The organism is Pontibacter liquoris (assembly GCF_022758235.1).
Classification (GTDB): domain Bacteria; phylum Bacteroidota; class Bacteroidia; order Cytophagales; family Hymenobacteraceae; genus Pontibacter; species Pontibacter liquoris.
Map to the genome: position 1 here is coordinate 2,566,828 of NZ_JALEBG010000001.1, position 19,640 is coordinate 2,586,467.

Sequence of the window (19,640 nt, forward strand, 5' to 3'; positions counted from 1 at the left end):
AACCATTTCTTCCACAATCGAACTGCTTACTGCCTGCCATGTATAAAACTGCCGCCATACTTGCTCTGACTTTGCTGCTGCACGTGCATGCATGGGCACAAACCCATCCGAAATTCTACCGGACCGAAGCCGGCAAGGTTTACACCCAGGCGCAGAAGGACAGCATTGTGCAGACAGGCACGCCGGTCGGTATGCTGCGGGAGGAGATTATCCACGATACGGCTTTTGCTTTGATCGAGATCCTGCGCGTGGAGGACTTCCATGCGTTTGTGACCCGGTATAAAGGCCAGCCGCTGCCTGCGCTTACCTTTAAAACGATGACCGGCGAAACGATCCGCACGGCTGATCTGAAAGGGAAAGTAGTGCTGCTCAACTTCTGGTCCGTAACCTGCGGCCCCTGCCTGAAGGAAATGCCGGAATTAAACCGCCTGCAGCAAGCGTATGCCGGTAAGGTCATTTTCCTGGCACCGCTACCCGAAGACCAGGCAAGGACTAAGAAAACGCTGGCCCGCCACCCGTTCCAATTCACGGTAGTGCCTGGTTCAAAAGCCGTTTTTGATACACTCGGCATAGACGATTACCCGAAGAACTTTTTTGTTAACCGGCAGGGCATCATACAGGAGGTAACCGAAGGCACGCCCATGAAACGGGATGCCGCCACTGGCACATGGCACCTCGCTGTTTACCAGGACTACGGCAGGATTCTGGATGAGCTACTTGCTCAGCCCTAGCTGCTACGGCGCCTGCTGCTAAAACTTTTCCTCAATACCCAGCCCAAACAGCGCATAATCATACTTCACCGGATCATTGGGGTCGAACGCGCGCAGGTGGGTTGTCAGCTCTTCGGCGGTTTGCCAATCCATCCCAGGACGTGTAATAAGGCCCAGCTTGCGGGCCACGCGCTCTACATGCACATCACAGGGGCATACCAACTCGGCAGGCTGCATGGTTTGCCAGATGCCGAAGTCTACGCCGCAGTTATCCCGGCGTACCATCCAGCGCAAGTACATATTCAGGCGCTTGCAGGCCGATTTGCGGGCTGGCGTAGCAATGTGCTTGCGCGTGCGCTGCGGGGCATCCTCGAGGCTAAACACCAGGTTATGAAAATGCTCGAGCCGTTCTTTCTGCGAGGTTAACTCATTTTGCTGTCCTGTAAAAGCCCTTTCCAGGCTTTCGTGCTGCCGGTAATACTGCTGAAAAAAGTGAAGCAAGTATAAAAGGTCAGTATCGTTAAAGGTGCGGTGCTTAAACCCCAGAAAGCGCTTTAGGTCCTGCTCCTGGTGCTGCAGGATAAAGTCATGGGGCGCATTGTCCATCATATCCATTAACTTGAGGCAATTGTTGATGATGGTCTTGCGCTGGCCCCAGGCAAGTATAGCGGCAAAGAATCCGCTGATCTCGATGTCCTGCTTTTTGCTGAACCGGTGCGGAATGGAAACCGGATCGTTTGGTATAAACGCTGGCCGGTTATACTTTTCCACCCGGTCGTCAAGCAAAGCTTTGATAGCACCAAAATTTTGTTTCATACCCCTAAGTACGGCGTTCTGGTCTAAGTTGGCAAGCTGGGTTTGCTCTGCGGCAGTACTACCCTAAAAACAGAAGCGGGAGTTCGGCTGATGGTTCCTTTGAAGTATAAGCGTTGAAATACCGGGTTGAACTGCCCCTGGCCGCTCCTTGTCTAAGGAGGGGCCCCTACCCACAGGAGGGGAGTCTGGAATTGCTGTGGGGAAGTATAAGCGCTGTTTTTACGGATATTCAGGGTCATCCCCTACCCCCTTCAAGGGGGATTTTCTGCTCCGAGTAGTTTATACTTGCTCTCCAGTCGTAACAGCTTAACCTCCCTTCCACCAGGATCCTTTCAGGATGACAAAAAGGGAAGAGACATGGAGATAAGGTTTATAATTATACTTGAGCTGAAGTATGAACAGCTGCTATTGAACAGATCCCAGTCCTTGGGTTGAGCGCCTTGGTGTGTTGCGGTGCCACGATAGTGGCAGCCCACAGCGCGAGCGAGGAGCAGCTTCACGCCACAGCGCGAAACGCAAGGACGAGCCCCCGCGCCTGAGCGCTCCAAAGTGTAAGATGAAACAAGGCAAGTATAAAACTGAGGAAGACAGCTAGCTACCGAGTATAGCCGCAAGTATAAACGGAGAACGACAGCCGCTAGCAAGTATAGCTGAAACAAAAAAGAGATCCTGCCATTACCAAGATGGCTAGAACTTCTGAAACCGAAAGCGCCCGGGCTTCTAAAGTCCGGGCGCTTTCGGTTTAAAAATATCTTATTGGCCTTACGGCATGTAAGAAACTTCTACTCTGAATTTCTGATCCACAGCGCCCAGCTTCTGATAAGCTTTCTTAGAAATGCGTACAATCACTTTATCGTTGGCGCCAGTTTCGGGTAATTTGCCGATCACGCGTACGTAAACCACCTGTCCGTTTGCCGCGTTTTTGACCTGCATGATAGTGCCCACCGGAGCGGTTTTGTGCAGGGCCAGGTACTTGTTGGTGTCTGCTTTCGGGTCGATCATCTCGGCCATCCCGCTTTCAATCATTTTCTTCACACCTTCCGTGCTGCCGGCATTGTCCTCCTCCTCGCGCTCATTTACCTCGGCCACCGGGGCAGCTTTCGGCGTTGCGACTGGGGCAGCAACCGGCTCGGCTGCTTTAGCAGGGGCGGCCGTAACTACCGGCTCCGATGCTTTCGGCTTGGTCATTTCATCATCTGCTTCGGGCACGTACACCGGCTTTTTGGTTGGCGTGGCGCCTCCTTTGCTTACAATGAGTGTTGTGCCTGCGCTGATGCTGTTTGAAGTCAGCTTGTTCCAGCGCTTGATGTCATCCACGCTCACATTATAAAGGCGGGAAATGGCAAACAAGGTTTGTCCGCCCTGCACGGTATGCGTCTTGTTGCCGCTCTCGCTCACCGTATAGGTGCGGTTGCTGGCAGCAGGCGCAGCGGCTGGGCTCGCTTTCGTGGCTGAGGCTACCGCGCCGGCAATTGCCGTGCTTTTGCGCGGAATTAATACGATCTGCCCAACTTTGATATCGGATTGAACGCTGGGGTTTGCCTCTACGATCAGGTTTACCGGCACACTGTATTTGCGGGAGAGCGCGTAAAGTGTTTCGCGGGGTTCTACCTTGTGCTGCACAAACAGTTTACCGTTCTTCCGCTCCACACCTACCGAATCACGAACAGCGGTCACGCCCATGGCGCTTGCCGAAAAAGAAAGCAAAGGTGCCACCAACAAGGCGGTAAATAAAACTCTTACCATGGCTAAAATCTATCTATAAAAGAAGTCTGTATACTTGTAAACTATCCTTGTTTTGGATAAAGTATAATTTATGCCTAAAGATAAAAAAAGTATCCGTACCAATGCCACTTAATCCTTGGCCAAGAAAGGTATTTAGTTGCAGATCAGCCTCAAAATTAAAAACGACAAGATAATTATCCAGCTTCCCGTCCGGCGTCTCCACATAATAACTTACCACCAGCAAGCTGTCGGTTTCGGCATACTCCAGCGCCTTTACCGGCCGGTGGCCCTGTAGCGCAACAATAAAGGCCTGCACCTGGGTAAAGTACTCCTCTCCTTCCAGGTATACCATGGGGTAGCGGCACTCCTCGTAGCGGCTATGGCTGTAGGTGTCTGTTGCCTGGGCGGCCGCTTCGGGGGTGATGTGTTCGCCAACTGTTTTCCCGGTAGCAGTAGCCAGCAACACATACACCTGCTGTTCGTTGACCACGGGGTGCGCGATAATGCCGCTTTCGCTCAGTCCATAAAAAACCATGTCCGGTGTTTCCCATACTACTTTATTCTGGGCGCTGTTTAGGGCCAGGATGCCTTTATGTTGCCCCAGTTGGCGGTCGGCATAGCCATGCAGGTATACCATGCCGTGCGCGGCATCTTCCAGGCCCTGCCACCAGGTGAGCGCCTGCGGCAATGTGAGTTGCTGCAAAGTATGGGTCGCGCAATCGAAGGTATAAAAGTAAGCCAGCAGCACGTCGGCATCCCGCACCTCCAGCGCCAACCGGCCGGCCTCGGCATCGATGCGGATGCGCCACACGGCGGCGCCAAAATCGTATTTAAACAGGAGCGGAAGGATAAGCTGGAATATTTTTGTTACCTTATATAAAACTCAGCCTGCAATGTATGAAAACTCGACCAAAGCACTGGCATTTAATGTGGCGCGCTACTTTGTTCTGCCTGCTGCTGCTCCCCTTTTTCTCGTTTGGCCGGCAGCAGCAGAAAGTATTTATAATGGAGGTGCAGGCAGAGATTGACCCACGCACCAACCGCTACATCAAACAGGCCCTGCAGGAGGCCACACAGATCGGCGCCGACCATGTGCTGCTGGTGCTCGATACCTTTGGTGGCGCGCTGCAGGATGCCGATGAGATCCGTAAACGCCTGCTCGAATACCCCAAACCGGTGTATGTGTTCATCAACAAAAATGCCGCTTCGGCGGGGGCGCTTATTTCCCTGGCCTGCGACAGCATTTACATGGCCCCGGGAGCCAACATCGGGGCAGCCACGGTAGTAGGTGCCGATGGCGCGGCTGCACCGGGCAAATACCAGAGCTATATGCGCTCTATTATGCGCTCTACCGCCGAGGCCAATGGCCGCAACCCGCATCTGGCCGAAGCCATGGTAGAAGCCAGTGTGGACAGTACCCTTTCTGCGGGGCAAGTGCTGACCCTGACCACCACCGAAGCGGTGAAGTATGGCTTCTGCGATGGCGTGGCGACCAACGTTGCGGGCGTTCTGAAGCTACTGCACCTGCAAGGGGCCGAAGTGATCCGCTACGAGCCCGGCACGGCCGAAATGATCGTGAGCTTTTTCCTAAACCCGGTGATCAGCGGTATTTTGCTGCTGGTCATTATCGGCGGTTTATACTTTGAGCTCCAGACGCCCGGCATCGGGTTCCCGTTGCTGGCAGCCATTGTGGCGGGGGTGCTGTACCTGGTGCCCTATTACCTTACCGGGCTGGCCGAAAACTGGGAAGTGCTGCTCCTGATCGTCGGGCTTATTCTTATTGCGCTGGAGGTTTTCGTAATTCCGGGGTTTGGCGTGGCGGGCATCAGCGGCATTCTGCTGGTGTTTGTATCGCTGGTGCTTATCATGCTCAATAACCAGGACTTTGACTTTACCTTTGTGGGCACCGATGCACTGCGCAAGAGCTTGCTGGCCGTAGTAGCAGGTATGGTTGGCGCGGCCGTGCTGATTGCCCTGACCTGGAACCGCCTGGCAAGCAGCAAAGCCATGGACCAGGTGGTGCTCAAAAACACTTTCGACAGCCGCGAAGGCTACCGCTCCTCTAACACCGCGGCACACCTGATCGGGAAAACAGGGATTGCCCACACCCGCATGGCCCCATCGGGCCGCGTGCTGATCGAAGATACGCTTTACGATGCACAGGCCCGCGATGGCTTCATCGACAAAGGCGAGGCGATACAGGTGATAGACCAAAGCACGTTTGCCCTGCGCGTGAAGAAAGTAAGCTGATCATATTATGGATAGGGGGCGATTCAGAACACCATAGATGCAACCTTTGCCGCAGCTACCGGGTCATGTTACGGAACGTAACCCACTGCTTATGCAATCTATCCTTACTTTCTGCCTTACGCTGCTCTCCGCGTTACTGCTGCTTTCCTCCTGCAATGACGACGAGGATGACCTTTCAACCATCGAGCGGGTGGACGCCCAGCTGGTATGGAGCGATCCGGCTGTGGATGGTTGCGGCTTTTTGCTTCATGTTGGCCAGCAGGAGTATAAGCCTGTGAACGAGAGCGCCATTGACGATAGCTACAAAGACCAGCCCCTCACCGCAGTAGAAGCCACCTTTATCAACTACCACAAGCCAGTAAAGGCGCCCTGTGGCTGGAACCAGGAACGCGAAGTTGCCGGCATCAAATTAATTTCACTTCACCGGAAGTAAAAAATTGGCACAATCATCTTTCCTGGCCACTGGTATACTTGCCCGACTTGTGTAACTTTGGAAAACGCCGCCAGGCGGCAAACCTCAACCCAAAGCGCACGATGATGGAAGTACTCGGAATTATACCTGCACGCTATGCCAGCACCCGGTTCCCTGGCAAACCCCTCGCCGACATCAACGGCAAATCCATGATCAGGCGGGTGTATGAGCAGGCTAAAAGCGCCGGCTTAACCGAAGTACTCGTCGCCACCGACGATGAACGCATACTGAGCCATGTGCAGGCATTCGGGGGAAAGGCGGTGATGACGTCGGGAGCGCACCAAAGCGGCACCGACCGTTGTTTTGAAGCTTACCAGCTTTTAAACGAGCCTTACGAATTCATCATTAATATTCAGGGTGATGAGCCGTTTATCCGGCCAGACCAGATCCACCTGGCGGCGGCCTGCTTTGAGCGCCCCGGCACGCAGCTGGCCACGCTGATCAAGAAAATAAACACGCCGGATGAGCTCTTTAATGTAAATGCCCCCAAAGTGGTCATCAGCAAGGCAAAAGAAGCGCTCTACTTTAGCCGCAACCCCATTCCATACTGCCGCAACGTGCCAAACGATATCTGGCACCAACAGCATACTTACTACAAGCACATCGGCATTTATGGCTACCGCGCCGACATTTTGGAACAGATCACCCAATTACCTCCCTCGTCGCTGGAGCTGGCCGAATCGTTGGAGCAGTTGCGCTGGTTGGAAAATGGCTTCCGCATCACCACGGCCTTAACCGAATTCGACACCATCGGCATCGATACGCCCGAAGACTTGCTGAGAGTTACGAGTTCTGAGTTCCGGGGTCCGAGTTAAATATTAGATACTAGACATTAGAAGCTAGACCTCAGAAAAAGGACACAAGACATAAGACACAGGATAAAAGACTTTATACTTGTTCTTAAGCTTGTACCTGGTTTTGTATTTAGCGGAAATGAGAGTATACTTCTAATGACGCTTATGCCCATGTGAGCTTTTACCAGCAAGTATACTTTGCCAGCAGCGTAAAAAGGCAGTGATGCGCTTGGAGAGACTGATGTTATACTTCTTTTGATGGATAACTCCCATAGTGGCAATGTATAACTGCCATGCTTTCGGGTAGCAAGTATAAATTGAGGTTGAAGTGTAAGTATGGCTGCCATAATTCTGCGCGCACTGCTGCTCCCGCAGAGCATCTGACTGCTAGCCCTTTTACAGGCGCACCGAAGCTAGAATTCCGGGACTTGCGTTATTGTGCATATGACTGCAACCACACAACAACTCGGAACTCAGAACTCGAAACTCAGAACTCTCTTCTCATCCTCCTGCTTTTTTGGCTTTGTAGCCGGCAGCCTGCAGCACCTGCAGCACTTTGTCGCGGAAATCACCCTGGATCAGTATCTCGCCGTCTTTGGCCGAGCCGCCAACGCCGCACTTGCTTTTGAGCAACTTGCCAAGCTCCTTCAGGTCCTCATCGGTCCCGATAAAGCCTTCCACCAACGTTACCTGCTTGCCGCCTCGGCTCTTTTTATCGAGCATCACTTTCAGGTTCTGCTGCTGCGGCGGCAACGTTTCGCTGGTTTGCTCCTGCTCATAAGTATAATTAAAATCGGTGCTAGTAGAGTATACCACGCCTTGCCGGCCTTTCTTATTTTTGTCTTTCATAAACTATTTTTAACAATTGCGCTCCTGCTCTTTATACGCCATCCCGAACCAGGAACGCTATCTAAGTATAGCTTGCGCAATAATTTATACTTTCCCTGTAAGCTGTGGGTAGGTGCTTTTTGTCTTTCAATGCTGAAGCAAAATCCCTCTGTTCGGCAAGCCTTTCTGCACAGTTGCATTATCAGCCAGATAGCTATACTTATGTTAATGGCGCCACCACTTTCAGCGAGAGTGGCTCCAGGTATACTTTAAATGCGGAGGACTTGCCTACATACTCGCCATCGGCATGGTACATCATGGGCTCCTCTGTTTCGATCACCACATCCGTCGTTTTAAAGTATTCGGCGCTGCCGGGATGTGCCAGCTGTTTGGTGAGCATACAGTAGCTTAGGTTCAATGCTTTGCGGATATCCAGTTGCCGCACCAGGCATACGTCCAGCAACCCGTCCCGGATATCGGCCATTGGGGCGATGTACGCATTGTTGCCATACTGGGCCGCGTTGGCAAAAGCCATTACAAAACAATCCGTCGCAATGGTGTTGCCATTGATGCTGACCTTTACCGGCAGGTGTTTATAGGTACGCACCTCTTTTAATACCAACTCCACATACGTTTGTAGCCCGCGCTTGCGGTTACCGGCAAACACAGAACTGATGTAGGCATCGAAGCCGATACCGGCTGTTGTAAAAAAAGCATGCCCGTTGATGTTGCCGCTGTCAATAAGCATGGTTGAGCCCTGGTTGATCAGGCGCAGGGCGGCGTCCAGCTTCAGCGGGATCTGCAGGTGGCGCGCCAGGCCGTTGCCAGAGCCTTTCGGCAGGATGGCCAGTGCCGTTTGGGAGTGCAGCAGTCCGCGGGCCACTTCGTTTACAGTGCCATCGCCACCCACAGCTACTACCACTGCGCAACCCTCCTGCGCTGCCTGGCGGGCAAGCTCCGGGGCATGGCCGGCATGGGTAGTATACACAATGTCGTGGCTATACCTGGCGTGGTCGAGGTGCAGCTGAATACGGGCCGCCACATCCACCCTGCTTTTAGGGCCGGAAACGGGATTGACGATAAACCGGATGTGCGGACGTTGGCTCATATGTTTGTAGCAAAGTGGCTGCTCCTGCAAAAATACCCAATCCGGCGAAGAATAAAAAAGCCTGCCGTATTCCGACGGCAGGCTTCAGGCATTAAGCTTATACTACGTTACTTTAAATGTAGCGTAAGCACCGGGATGTTGGTATGGTTTACCAGGTCTTCGGCTATACTTCCGCTTAACAGGTGCGCAAAACCGGTGCGGCCATGGGTGGCCATCATGATCAAATCCGCGTTAATGTCCTGCGCAAAATGCAGGATGCCGTCTTCTTCTATGGTATCGTTATAGACATTAATAGTATAGTTGCGCAGGCCATAGCGCACAGCCGCCTCCTGCAGCTTGTTACGCAGCACACCACTTGCCTCAAAAGCGCCGGGTGTGTTGATGTAAACCAGGTGCAGGCGCGCATCATAGAGATTCTGGAAATACTTAAACTTTTCTACTGCCGGGCCCATATCGCGCTTAAAATCAGAGGCCAGCACCACTTCGTGTACATCAAAATCAGGCAGGCGCTGCTTTACGGTCAGCACAGGGCAGTCGGCCACGCGAACCACTTTTTCGGTATTCGAACCGATCAGGAATTCATCCATCCCGCTTGCTCCTTTAGAGCCCATTACCACCAGGTCTACCTTGTCCTCTTTTATGGTTTGCTTGATGTTATTGATAACCCGGTCCACCTCAACTTCTTCCACCACTTCTACCCCGCTGTGGTTTACCGCATTGCGCAGTTCCTTCATCTGCACCTTACTCATCTCTAGAAGCTGCATGGTATACAACTGATCCATGTTATTGCCTACCAGCACATCGCCGGTAGCGCTGAAGTTGGCAGTACGCGTTACTTCCACAATATGGAGCAGCTTAATGGCGCCACCGGCTTTGCGGGCGATCGCCACGGCTACTTCGAAGGCATACCTGGATTGGTCGGAGAAATCAACGGGGACTAAAATTCTTCTCATGGTTCAGGGGGTTAAGGCGTCATGGTTATATTTTGCATAGATACGTTCCTAATTGAGGAGGAGCTATGACAATTATCATTTTTAAATATACGCTATTAAATAACAAAAGCCCATTCGTTACCGAATGGGCTTTTGTTGAAGCATCAGAATCTTTTATACTTACCCCAGACGGGCGATCAGGTCGGCAGCACGGTTAGAATAACCGGTTTCGTTGTCGTACCAGCCTACTACTTTTACCAATGTTTCGTTGGCAGAAGTCAGTTCCGCGTCGAAGATACAGGAATGCGGGTTGCCTACGATGTCAATTGAAACGATCGGGTCTTCGGTATACTCCAGAATGCCTTTCAGGTCACCTTCTGCCGCTTTCTTCATTACGGCATTGATCTCCTCCTTAGTGGCTGCTCTTTTCAGGATACAGGTAAGGTCAGTCAGTGAACCATCCGGAATAGGAACGCGCATGGCCACACCATCCAGCTTGCCTTTCAGGTGAGGCAACACCAGGCCAACAGCTTTTGCTGCTCCTGTAGAGGTAGGCACAATAGAATAGGCAGCAGCACGAGCTCTGCGCAAGTCTTTGTGCGGGCCATCCTGCAGGTTCTGGTCTGCTGTATAAGCATGTACGGTGGTGATGTATCCTTTCTCGATTCCGAAGGCATCGTCCAGTACCTTGGCCATTGGCGCAAGGCAGTTGGTTGTACAGGAGGCATTCGAAACGATGGTTTCGTCGCCAGTCAGAATATCTTCGTTCACACCTAACACAACGGTCGGGATATTGCCTTTGGCAGGTGCAGAGATCACTACTTTACGGGCGCCTGCTTCCAGGTGGCCGCCAGCGCTTTGCTCATCCACAAAACGGCCGGTAGACTCCAGCACAACGTCAACGCCAAGCTTGCCCCAGGGCAGGTTCTTTGGCTCGCGCTCCGCTGTGATCTTGATCTCGGTACCATTTACAATGATACCATCTTTTGTAGCCTCCACTGTGCCACTAAACCGGCCGTGCACGGAGTCATATTTAAGTAAATGCGCAAGCGTGGTGGTATCTGTAAGGTCGTTGATAGCTACTACTTCTACGTTTTCTTTCGCAAGCAGTGCCCTAAAAGTAAGCCTGCCAATACGGCCAAACCCGTTTATTGCAACTTTTATTTTAGACATAGGTTCAGTTTTTGAGATGTTTATGAATGCTGCGAAGTTACTATTCCGTCGTTTTAAAACCAATATATTTTTTCTGTATTGATACTGAGCGGGTTAGTAACCGATTAAAAAAATTACGCCCATTTATTTTGCAACTTCTAAAAGCGCCGTATATTTGCACCACAATACAACAGTAGCACGGTCCGTTCGTCTAGGGGTTAGGACTTCAGATTTTCATTCTGGCAACAGGGGTTCGATTCCCCTACGGACTACAAAACCCGCAAACAAGGGAAACAAAAGGAAGGCTAAAACGGCCTTCCTTTCTTGTTTTAGCCCATTTTCGACTTTTCTCTTTCTCTTCTTTGCCCTTGTTTGCGTTGTTTCTGTTACTCTCTTGTTACCCGTTTCTTTGTACTTTGCTTCCACTAAAGGAATGTTTTAAGCAGAAATAAAGACGGATATGAGTGTAACTTTAAGAAAGAAATCTCTTGCCAGCGGCAAGTATAGTTATTACCTGGACTACTATATTAATGGGGAAAGAAAGTATGAATTCCTCAAACTCAAGACCCACAAGCGTCCTAAAGACGAAACTGAAAAGCAACATAACAAAGACACCACCATGTTGGCAGAGAGCATCCGCTCGAAGCGGGAGCTACAGATCAACAGCTCCGAGCATGGCTTTGAGGCAGTTCTACAGAAGAGCATTAACTTCCTCTCCTACTACGAGCAGTTCGTGGCCAACTACCCTAAGAAGGACAAACGCCTGGCTTCTGCCTCCCTGCAGTACTTTAAGACATTTATAGGTAAAGACTATATCAAGCCTGCTGATGTTACCGAACAGCTCTGCATTGACTTTAAGGAGTACCTCTGCCAGAAACTCAATGGAGAGACTCCGGTCAATTATTTTTCCAAGTTCAAGAAGATGCTCCGCCAGGCTGTACGCGAGAAAGTACTGACAACCAATCCTGCGGCAGATGTGCTCAACAGAAGAGGTATAAGCGTGAAAAAAGATATCCTGTCAGTAGAGGAGATCCAGAAGCTGGCAACTGTCACGTGCGGCAATGCCGAGGTAAAGCGTGCCTTTCTTTTCGCCTGCAACACCGGCCTGCGCTACTGTGACATCAAAGAGCTCAGTTGGGCCAACATCAACGAAAGCATCCTGAAAGTAACCCAGGCCAAGACAGGCAAACCCGTGATCATGCTGCTGAATAAATCAGCAAAGCGACTCTTAGCACAGCCAGCAGACATAGAGGAGAAAATCTTTACCCTGCCCTCCCATACTGGTATTTCGAAATCACTGAAAAGCTGGGCCAAGAGAGCAGGCGTGCAGAAGCATATCACCTTCCACGTAGCGCGCCATTCATTTGCCACCAACCTGATCATATACAAAAACGACGTCAATACCGTATCATCTCTTATGGGACATTCATCACTAGTCGAGACACAGAAGTACGTGCGTGTGGTGAAGGCACTAACGGAGCAGGCTGTGAACAGTCTGCCTGAACTGACATTTTAATTATAATTATCATTACCTGAAATCAACTATCAGGATATGGAAATCAGCAAAGCACACTTTGTTTCCTATTACAGAGGTCCATATGATCTAAATAAGCGGGAATCCTTACATCTGCCAAGTCTCGGAAACAGAGAAAGTGAGAATGAAAAATTCTTTGATCCATTGAAGGTATTGCAGCAACAACTTGGTTATGATCCGAGAAGGTTTATCTACGAACTCATTGATGAACTTTATGTGGATACAATGCTCGAGTTTAAAAAATTACGAATAAAACACTTACCCAGATTGAGAGAAAAGTATCAGTTAGATCCTCAGTTTGAGGATTTCCTGGAGTGGTACATGATACATCGTTATGAGCCATTGATACGGAGACTCAGGCCAAAGATACTCTGGACAGTAACAACCAGTTTTGAAGACACCATTCCCTACCGAGACACCCTCCCTTACCGGATTGAGGGTAAACTTGATCTTCCACTTTCTTTTCGGCCTAGTGTTACTATTGTGGATTTACTAGCATATAGTCGTAAAGAAAAAGAAGAAACAGATGAAATAGAACGACAGTTCATTGATGGAGTACCTATCCATGTTAAATACATAGAGCAGCATAATGAAGTGCAGGAAACGCTTCATTGGTTAGGTACTGAAGCCCAATTACGTACATTGTACCACACCATGGAGGGGAAACAGGTGAAGTGCAGTTTTGAAGTCTTTGCTGGTGTATTAGGCATGGGAGAATATGCAGGACCAGTAACATGGACAGGAGGAGTCAGGGAATTGATTATTTTAATCAAATTTCTACGAAGTAAAATATTCATAGAAATTTTCAAAGAATTCCCCTTGACGCTAGTTCAGAGCCTGTTTATTCGAAAAACAGGTAATATTTTTAGCTATAATAGCTTAAAAACTACCAGTAACGATGTTGGGTTAGATTCCCTCACTGCGCCGCTTAAGGATCTGATTAATAAGATTTCAGAAAATTTATAATACTTTCCTTAACCTGATTACTTTACCTTTACCTGCCTCATTTACCATTAATTGGTAAAGCACTTCGCTTGGTATTCTTCCTCAACTTTGCGTCAGAACAAAAACGTGAAGTTGATCATGAATGTACAAATCAAACTGGCAGAGTGCCTTATTAAACTGGAGGCACTCATCACCAAAATTAACCTGAGCCAGAAGAAGGTTTTTACGCTGCAGGAAGCTGCTGCTTATAGCGGCCTTTCAGAGTCTTTCCTGTACAAGCTCACCTCCAACGGGCTTATACCGCATTATAAACCTGAAAAGAAGCGGATATACTTTGACCGCGAGGAACTGGAGGCCTGGCTGTTGCGCAACCCCGTAAGGACAGCAGAATCGATAGAGGCTAATGCTGCCACCTATGTGACACTGAACAGGAAAAGCGCATAACCATGCCCTGTACCTCAGTGAAAATTACTATGGGGAAAGAGTGCCTAAGGCTCAAAAGCAATAGCCCCATCCGGCCTCCGTAAGCGGAAGGAGTGCAATAGTGTCTACAAGTATTTACAATTAACCATACACTATGCTGCACCCAACTCTCTACCGGAGGCCAATATAACACAAGATAAACGAAGAGTTGCAAATAAACCTTCACAGGCCATTCACAGCTTAAAAAGGGCTGTTCTCCTTATTGTATGCTCAGCAGCTATAGGGATATACAGCAGCAAACAATACAGGATATAAGGATAGTATTCAGGAAGTTTCTGTCCTGTAGTATAGGACTAATGCATGCACAGGTGTGGTTGATTCAGTTACAACAACGACAGTACTTCAAGTAAAAAGCAGTTATGGTATAGACGTTCATGCAAAAGTGGTTGTTTGGTATAGACGTCCCTGAAAAAGATGCTTCTATTACGCTTTAAGGCCTCTTTTTTCAGCACGTACATCCCATAACTTAACGTACATCCCACAACCAAACGTCCATACCATAACAGGATTTCGACTACAATATTAAGGCTAAAAGATCAGCCTAAGGTATATCCTTATTCATCAAAATTTTAAAGTGAAAAGATTCGGCTCCAAAGTTGAATGCTGATTACATTCTACAACTATGTTTATTACCAGTACCAACAACTGTCCTTCCGACAGGAAAGCTAAACCTTATATCCTGCTGCACATTCCCTCTAAGCTGGCTCTTGAGACAATGCTGCAGGAAAAGAACAAGAGCAAGTTACTTCATTCCTATGCCTATATCTGCCATACCATCCTGCAAGGCTACTTAAGCAATCTAAAGCTGAAGTCTGCGGTTGAGGACCGCCGGGCCTGCAGCAAGTATGTGCCACTAGACAGCCGTATACTGCGCAAGATGCTGACACGCAACAAAGCAACTGCAATTATTAAAGATCTGATCGCATGGCGTGTTATAGAACGCAATGATACTTATTCGGTCACCACGGCCACCATATCCGGCAGCTGCAAGGGATACCGGTTTACCGAGGGGTACCGCAACAGCGACATCAGGTGGATTCAGCTGCAGAACAGGCCCATGTGGAAGAAACTACAACAGCAACGGGAAGAGCAGCAGCTCAGACAGCAGCTTCAGAACTCCACTGATCATACTTTAACGTTTCTTCACCAGCAGCTCCATAAGCTTAGAATCAACCTGCCAGCGGCCTTTGAGCAGGTGCTGAAGCAAGAGGGGAATATAGTCCCTTCTGCAGAAAACACCATCTATCGTATCGGTAGGATGCGGCCTGCAGAAGCTACACCCGGTCAACTTCATACTCCAGATACACCAGTTCTTCCTCATCTGCTCTTCTCTGATATAACACCTCCTTCCTCTTCCTCCTGTACCCCCTATCTCCCCTCTTATGTGGTCTCTTTTTCAAACTTTATGAGGCTGGGAAGGCTGAGTAAATTCTACCGGTCCAGTACAGGCCAGGAACCATGGGAGTTTAAGGTAGACAGGAAAACGGGGCGCCTTTTTACCAATCTGACGAATCTCCCACGTACATTCCGAAAGCACCTGTACCTGGAAAGCCACGAGAGGATGGTGGTAGTGGATATAGGAGAATGCCAGCCGTTCATGTTCTCTATTATGCTGATGAAACGTGCCAGGGAGATATGGGGAGAGATCGTGCCGGAAGACGTACAGAAATACATCCAGCTGACAGGGAGCAGAAACTTCTACAGGTATATCATGGATAAGTGTGGCGTAGCAGCTGAGCAGCGTGATGTCTTTAAGCAGCAGGTATTCGGCAGTATCTTCTATTGCTCTAAATGGATAGCAGAATCGGAAGGGAATAAGCCAGGATCCATATTTATTTCCAGCTTTCCTAACGTATACCGCATTTTGAACGAGAGCAAAGGCAATGGCGGTACAAATGAACTACCTGTCCGGCTCATGCGACTGGAGAGTGAGATTATCCTCCATGATGTATGCGCCAGGACCGCGCAAAACGTGAATGACAGCTTCTTTGTGGCCACCATACACGACGGCATCGTGACTACTGCCAGCCGAGCTCAGCAGGTAAAGCTGATGATCGAGGAGGCATGCCGCAGGCGGCTGGGCCATATTCCGACCGTCAAGCCAGAGCCATTCAATTATATGGAAGATGAATTGATAAGCGCATGAAAGGGACCGTATCGCTGGTAACGTCTTACAGATTCATAATACGGGCAAGAGGCGGTTGCCTACTATGCAGGGGTTCTCCTGTTAATTCAGTTCCTTTCAAAATACAACTCCTGCTTTGAGGTTAGTGTCAAAAGAAGATCCAGTCAAACCAGCAGGTTCATGCTGAACTGTTTCAAACAAGAGGGGTACATTCCTTAAAGATTTGCTCCCTGATCTGCTTTCCGCAAAATGTGCGATACCTCTGCTAGTTATTACTACTAAGCAATTAAAGCGTAGTCATTCCACATCCAAGCATGTACAGTTTTAAATATTTAGCCCAAACTTTCAGAGTCCCTTCCGAGCTTACCTTAAGGCTGTAGAGCGCATAAGAGCTTGTACAGGAGCTTGTACAGGCTCGCCCGCCCCGCTATGAGAGATCAACAATGGCTTCACAAGATGTATCACCTACCGAGCTATAATCCTTAAAGCTGCCGCTCTCTCCTTTAACGGATTAGTACAGGCTGTGAATGAGGCAAAGCCGAATATGGAGCCTGTGCCTTGCTGGGCGATGCTTACTCTATTCTTACGCTCAAGGTATCTTGGTAAGGGAAGTAGAAGCTGGGAAGGTGCTCTACCTCGCAATCACTGTATTTGTAATCCCCAGCTCGTAGTCCTGTTCTGTTGCAGAGAACTTTGGTTATTTTGTAGTTCCGCTCTGGCAGCACCTGCACGTACCGTGTTGTGCTGACTGCCTGATGCTGGCGCACGGTGTCCCACAGGACGTCCCCCCCTAGCCAGTTTCCCTCTGAGTCAGCGGTGCTAAAATCTATCTGGAGGTAGTTCTTGTTACGCTTGGATGTCTCAATCTCAATCTTCAACACTTGGTAGGGAATAGTTGTCAGATTGACGATATTGGCCTTGCCCTCCTTCAATCCGACTCCCTCATAGCCCCTGTGAAAGGAGGTGTACTCTTCGGTCCTGCCGACGCCCACTTTGTAGTACTTGCCCTTCCTCGTCTTGAAACCCACTTCATATTGGCCACCATTGGTCGTCAGGGTCGATGTCAGGGAGTCGCACATAGAGCTTTTAGAGAGTCCGCTGGAACACTCGCACACCTCGATCGGGACGCCAACCACCCCTTTCCCCGTGATTTGGTTTGTCAGGATGCCCTTTGAGGTGGTCAGTTCGCCATCACTGTCCAGGCTGCAGGAGACCAACCCGGCAGTAATAACAATCAAAATCAAACCAATAGAGTATCTCATATTTTTATGTTATTGCCCAACGGATTGATATAAGCGGCTTGCGAGGCTTTAGCCGAAGTAAGAAGTATATACATGGTTGTGCTAAGTGTTATTTCATTTAATCTCAACGGTTATATCCTTGATTATTTCCTCCCAATTATCTGAATTGCTTACTTGTCCTTCAAAATCAACAACTATAACATCTGCCCATCCTACCTTTTCAGGATTATTTATGAAATGAGATTCTTCTAAACTAAACCATTCATTCTTACCGTCCCAAACAAAGCGGTAGCAGTGTTTGGTCTTGTAGTTGATCCAAACCCAATACCTTGACTCAAAAGATTCTGGATGATGCTCCTCCTGGGTCACTTCATACCCCTTATTTGTTAGTATAACGTCAATCTCAGTCTTGCACTGTTTACCGAATTGGTTAATTTGTTGAAGCTTGCTTTTTATCATTTCACATTAAGCCTAACGTGTTTAGCTATGAGGTGGCGCAGCTACCTTATAGGTTTTGTTGTGCTTCGTTTATTTTTCCAGCCTTTTTATATGATAACCTATTGCTGTACCTATACCTAAGCTTACTTCATTAAAAGAATTGAGCTTGTAGAACTTCGTGAAAAAAAGAATGCCTTTATAACCACCTTGAACAGAAGCCTGATATTCTATATTGTCCTTATACAACGATACCTTTCCAACGACTGTAGGGTAAAGAGGCTGGCCTAAAGTGGTCCCAAAGCCAATCAAAACCCCTGGTGAAGTTTTTGTGCCAACTACTTCAATATTATCAAAATTCAAGTGGGTATATCCTGCAATCAGCTTGAGGTCCCTAAAGTTATAGTCTGTCTCAAAAGAGTAGGCGTTGGAGTTAAATTCTTTATTGAAGTTGACCTGGCGATAGTTCCATTTAAAATCCATGTCAAAGTCACAGGTAGAAATGAAATGGCTTAACTCAATGTGCCCGTTCTGAAGTTCGTTTTGAGTTAAGTTGGTCTGGTAACTATAAGAACCTTTGATTACACCACCAAAAAATAGATAAGGTGTTGCTACTTCAATTTGTCCGCCTAACGGGGTGTTGATTAACCCACTACTGGCATACGCCTTTATCTTATTCGCGTCAAAGAAGTCTTTGTTGCAATCCCACTTGGTTTCAACAACTATATGCCTTTGTCCCTTCAATGTGTACTCTTTTGTTTTCATGCCAATGAAGGAGAAAACAAGAGTAGAGTTAGGGTCTGTTACGTTAATCGAAAACGTGCCGTCAATGTCAGTCGTAGTTCCGTTACTTGTGCCTTTCTCAATTATACTAACACCTGGGATAGGTGATTCATCAACTTTGGCAACGACTACCCCTGTTATAGTCACTTGACTCCAAGCAGTAAGGGAGCTTAGAAGCAGGCTAAGTATGAAAATCAGTCGCTTTGTCAAGATTTTACCTTTATTTAATGCTGCCCAACGTTTAGTACATAAAACGAGCAAGGTTTAACTGAAGCTTGGTTTATGTGCAGGGTTATGCATTGTTATTCTTCAGTTAGTTTCTACTTTAACTTATAGAATAGCTCCCACAAATTTTATGGAGGCTATTAAAACAGCGAAAGAGGTCAAGAACATCAGTATTGACAAGATGAAATTCAGAATCCTTTGCTTTCTCGAAATCTGCTTGTAAGTCCTTTCTAACTCATTTAGGTTAACAAGTTTAGATAAAGGCTTCTTCAATAGCACGTAAAACGTTAGGATATATACCACTACCCAAAGAGTACCCCACACAGGAGAATTTCCTTCAAGAAGCAAGAATATAAAAATCGGTATTGCTGATGTTGATACAGAAATTTGAGAAATGAGAACGTTGATTAAGCCTTTATGAGCATACTTCCTTTGCCACTGACCGACAACCTGGCCACAATAATGAATGAAGACCCAATTCCACACAAACCTGTCTATAAAAGAAGCTCTTGTCGATTTTATAAGTGTTCTCAAATTTTCTTTTTTTAATTCAAATACTGCCTAACGTTTAGTACATGAGGTGAGCAAGGCGTAGCTGAAGCTTGGCTTTTGTACATTGTTAGCAGCTCTAATTTAAAAAGACTGGTTAATCAAGAAGAGTAACAGGAGAAAACCTCCAATACTTGTTAAGATTTTGAGCCATTTTGGAAAGTATTTAACTTTAATATTCTGGTCTGCCTCAACCACAGAAGCAATTGCTTTTGTTAGCTCATAATAATTCTCAAATTCCTTTGCTCCAAGCGTTATCTGCTTACCTCCACTAAACTGCAATAAGATTCCATGGCTTCCGAACAGGTAATCCGCTCTTCTTACTTCTTTGAATGGATAACGTTGCTCTATAAGTCCGAAAAACCGGCTGACAACAATCTTATCATTGGTTATACTGACCACTTTATGTTGCTGAAGTATTATGTATAGAAACCCAGTCGGAAACCAAGTATAGAGTAGGAAGAAAACTACCAATTCATACTGAAAGAAGTTTTCTTTATTCGTGTCAATGATAACATAGCTAATAAAGTAAA

Annotated in this window: 19 protein-coding genes and 1 tRNA gene; 9 read left to right on the forward strand and 11 right to left on the reverse strand. The window is 48.1% G+C overall.

The window, feature by feature from the left end:
* Nucleotides 1-38: 38 nt before the first annotated feature.
* Nucleotides 39-731 carry a TlpA family protein disulfide reductase gene (locus tag LWL52_RS10640; RefSeq protein ID WP_242919639.1) on the forward strand — a complete coding sequence of 231 codons (693 nt, stop codon included), beginning with the start codon at nucleotides 39-41 and terminating at the stop codon, nucleotides 729-731.
* An 18-nt stretch (nucleotides 732-749) separates the two neighbouring features.
* On the opposite strand, the gene LWL52_RS10645 is transcribed toward LWL52_RS10640, so the two are convergent.
* The 3 genes from LWL52_RS10645 to LWL52_RS10655 all read right to left on the reverse strand — a co-directional run bounded on the left by LWL52_RS10645 (nucleotide 750) and on the right by LWL52_RS10655 (nucleotide 4,062).
* Complete coding sequence (locus LWL52_RS10645; protein WP_242919641.1) at nucleotides 750-1,526, reverse strand: TIGR02757 family protein; 777 nt, start codon at nucleotides 1,524-1,526, stop codon at nucleotides 750-752.
* Nucleotides 1,527-2,288: 762 nt separating this feature from the next.
* Nucleotides 2,289-3,272, reverse strand: a complete 984-nt coding sequence (locus LWL52_RS10650; RefSeq protein WP_242919643.1) for a septal ring lytic transglycosylase RlpA family protein — start codon at nucleotides 3,270-3,272, stop codon at nucleotides 2,289-2,291.
* Between the two features lie 13 nt (nucleotides 3,273-3,285).
* Nucleotides 3,286-4,062 carry a DUF4905 domain-containing protein gene (locus LWL52_RS10655; protein ID WP_242919645.1) on the reverse strand — a complete coding sequence of 259 codons (777 nt, stop codon included), beginning with the start codon at nucleotides 4,060-4,062 and terminating at the stop codon, nucleotides 3,286-3,288.
* Between the two features lie 86 nt (nucleotides 4,063-4,148).
* Between LWL52_RS10655 and LWL52_RS10660 the strand changes: the two genes are divergently transcribed.
* The 3 genes from LWL52_RS10660 to kdsB all read left to right on the forward strand — a co-directional run bounded on the left by LWL52_RS10660 (nucleotide 4,149) and on the right by kdsB (nucleotide 6,788).
* The gene (locus LWL52_RS10660; RefSeq protein WP_242919647.1) at nucleotides 4,149-5,501 is read left to right on the forward strand and encodes an NfeD family protein; all 1,353 of its coding nucleotides are present in this window, start codon (nucleotides 4,149-4,151) and stop codon (nucleotides 5,499-5,501) included.
* Nucleotides 5,502-5,592: 91 nt separating this feature from the next.
* On the forward strand, nucleotides 5,593-5,934 hold the full coding sequence (locus tag LWL52_RS10665) for a hypothetical protein (protein WP_242919649.1): 342 nt from the start codon (nucleotides 5,593-5,595) through the stop codon (nucleotides 5,932-5,934).
* 104 nt (nucleotides 5,935-6,038) lie between these two features.
* Entirely contained in the window at nucleotides 6,039-6,788 is a 750-nt protein-coding gene (gene kdsB, locus LWL52_RS10670) for a 3-deoxy-manno-octulosonate cytidylyltransferase (protein ID WP_242920689.1), read from the forward strand.
* A 480-nt stretch (nucleotides 6,789-7,268) separates the two neighbouring features.
* Here kdsB and LWL52_RS10675 read toward each other — a convergent pair whose 3' ends face one another.
* The 4 genes from LWL52_RS10675 to gap form a co-directional block, all read right to left on the reverse strand.
* Nucleotides 7,269-7,616, reverse strand: coding sequence for a translation initiation factor (locus LWL52_RS10675; protein WP_242919651.1), 348 nt, complete (start codon nucleotides 7,614-7,616; stop codon nucleotides 7,269-7,271).
* 199 nt (nucleotides 7,617-7,815) lie between these two features.
* The gene (locus tag LWL52_RS10680; protein ID WP_242919653.1) at nucleotides 7,816-8,703 is read right to left on the reverse strand and encodes a diacylglycerol/lipid kinase family protein; all 888 of its coding nucleotides are present in this window, start codon (nucleotides 8,701-8,703) and stop codon (nucleotides 7,816-7,818) included.
* A 107-nt stretch (nucleotides 8,704-8,810) separates the two neighbouring features.
* Nucleotides 8,811-9,656 (reverse strand): universal stress protein, encoded by an 846-nt coding sequence (locus LWL52_RS10685; protein ID WP_242919655.1) that lies wholly within the window; start codon nucleotides 9,654-9,656, stop codon nucleotides 8,811-8,813.
* Between the two features lie 159 nt (nucleotides 9,657-9,815).
* Nucleotides 9,816-10,808 carry a type I glyceraldehyde-3-phosphate dehydrogenase gene (gene gap, locus LWL52_RS10690; protein ID WP_242919658.1) on the reverse strand — a complete coding sequence of 331 codons (993 nt, stop codon included), beginning with the start codon at nucleotides 10,806-10,808 and terminating at the stop codon, nucleotides 9,816-9,818.
* 179 nt (nucleotides 10,809-10,987) lie between these two features.
* Between gap and LWL52_RS10695 the strand changes: the two genes are divergently transcribed.
* The 5 genes from LWL52_RS10695 (at nucleotide 10,988) to LWL52_RS10715 (ending at nucleotide 15,895) form a co-directional block, all read left to right on the forward strand.
* A tRNA-Glu gene (locus tag LWL52_RS10695) sits at nucleotides 10,988-11,059 on the forward strand.
* 188 nt (nucleotides 11,060-11,247) lie between these two features.
* Nucleotides 11,248-12,303 carry a site-specific integrase gene (locus LWL52_RS10700; RefSeq protein WP_242919660.1) on the forward strand — a complete coding sequence of 352 codons (1,056 nt, stop codon included), beginning with the start codon at nucleotides 11,248-11,250 and terminating at the stop codon, nucleotides 12,301-12,303.
* 36 nt (nucleotides 12,304-12,339) lie between these two features.
* The gene (locus tag LWL52_RS10705) at nucleotides 12,340-13,287 is read left to right on the forward strand and encodes a hypothetical protein (protein WP_242919662.1); all 948 of its coding nucleotides are present in this window, start codon (nucleotides 12,340-12,342) and stop codon (nucleotides 13,285-13,287) included.
* A gap of 117 nt (nucleotides 13,288-13,404) precedes the next feature.
* Entirely contained in the window at nucleotides 13,405-13,710 is a 306-nt protein-coding gene (locus tag LWL52_RS10710; protein WP_242919664.1) for a helix-turn-helix domain-containing protein, read from the forward strand.
* 661 nt (nucleotides 13,711-14,371) lie between these two features.
* Complete coding sequence (locus tag LWL52_RS10715) at nucleotides 14,372-15,895, forward strand: hypothetical protein (protein WP_242919666.1); 1,524 nt, start codon at nucleotides 14,372-14,374, stop codon at nucleotides 15,893-15,895.
* A gap of 551 nt (nucleotides 15,896-16,446) precedes the next feature.
* Here the strand turns inward: LWL52_RS10715 and LWL52_RS10720 are convergent.
* From LWL52_RS10720 to LWL52_RS10735, 4 genes are all read right to left on the reverse strand, one after another.
* Nucleotides 16,447-17,136 carry a hypothetical protein gene (locus tag LWL52_RS10720; RefSeq protein WP_242919668.1) on the reverse strand — a complete coding sequence of 230 codons (690 nt, stop codon included), beginning with the start codon at nucleotides 17,134-17,136 and terminating at the stop codon, nucleotides 16,447-16,449.
* Nucleotides 17,137-17,229: 93 nt separating this feature from the next.
* Complete coding sequence (locus LWL52_RS10725; RefSeq protein WP_242919670.1) at nucleotides 17,230-17,574, reverse strand: hypothetical protein; 345 nt, start codon at nucleotides 17,572-17,574, stop codon at nucleotides 17,230-17,232.
* Between the two features lie 69 nt (nucleotides 17,575-17,643).
* Complete coding sequence (locus LWL52_RS10730; protein WP_242919672.1) at nucleotides 17,644-18,543, reverse strand: carboxypeptidase-like regulatory domain-containing protein; 900 nt, start codon at nucleotides 18,541-18,543, stop codon at nucleotides 17,644-17,646.
* Nucleotides 18,544-19,191: 648 nt separating this feature from the next.
* Nucleotides 19,192-19,509: a hypothetical protein gene (locus tag LWL52_RS10735; protein ID WP_242919673.1), complete on the reverse strand. Its 318-nt coding sequence runs from the start codon at nucleotides 19,507-19,509 to the stop codon at nucleotides 19,192-19,194.
* Nucleotides 19,510-19,640: the final 131 nt, after the last annotated feature.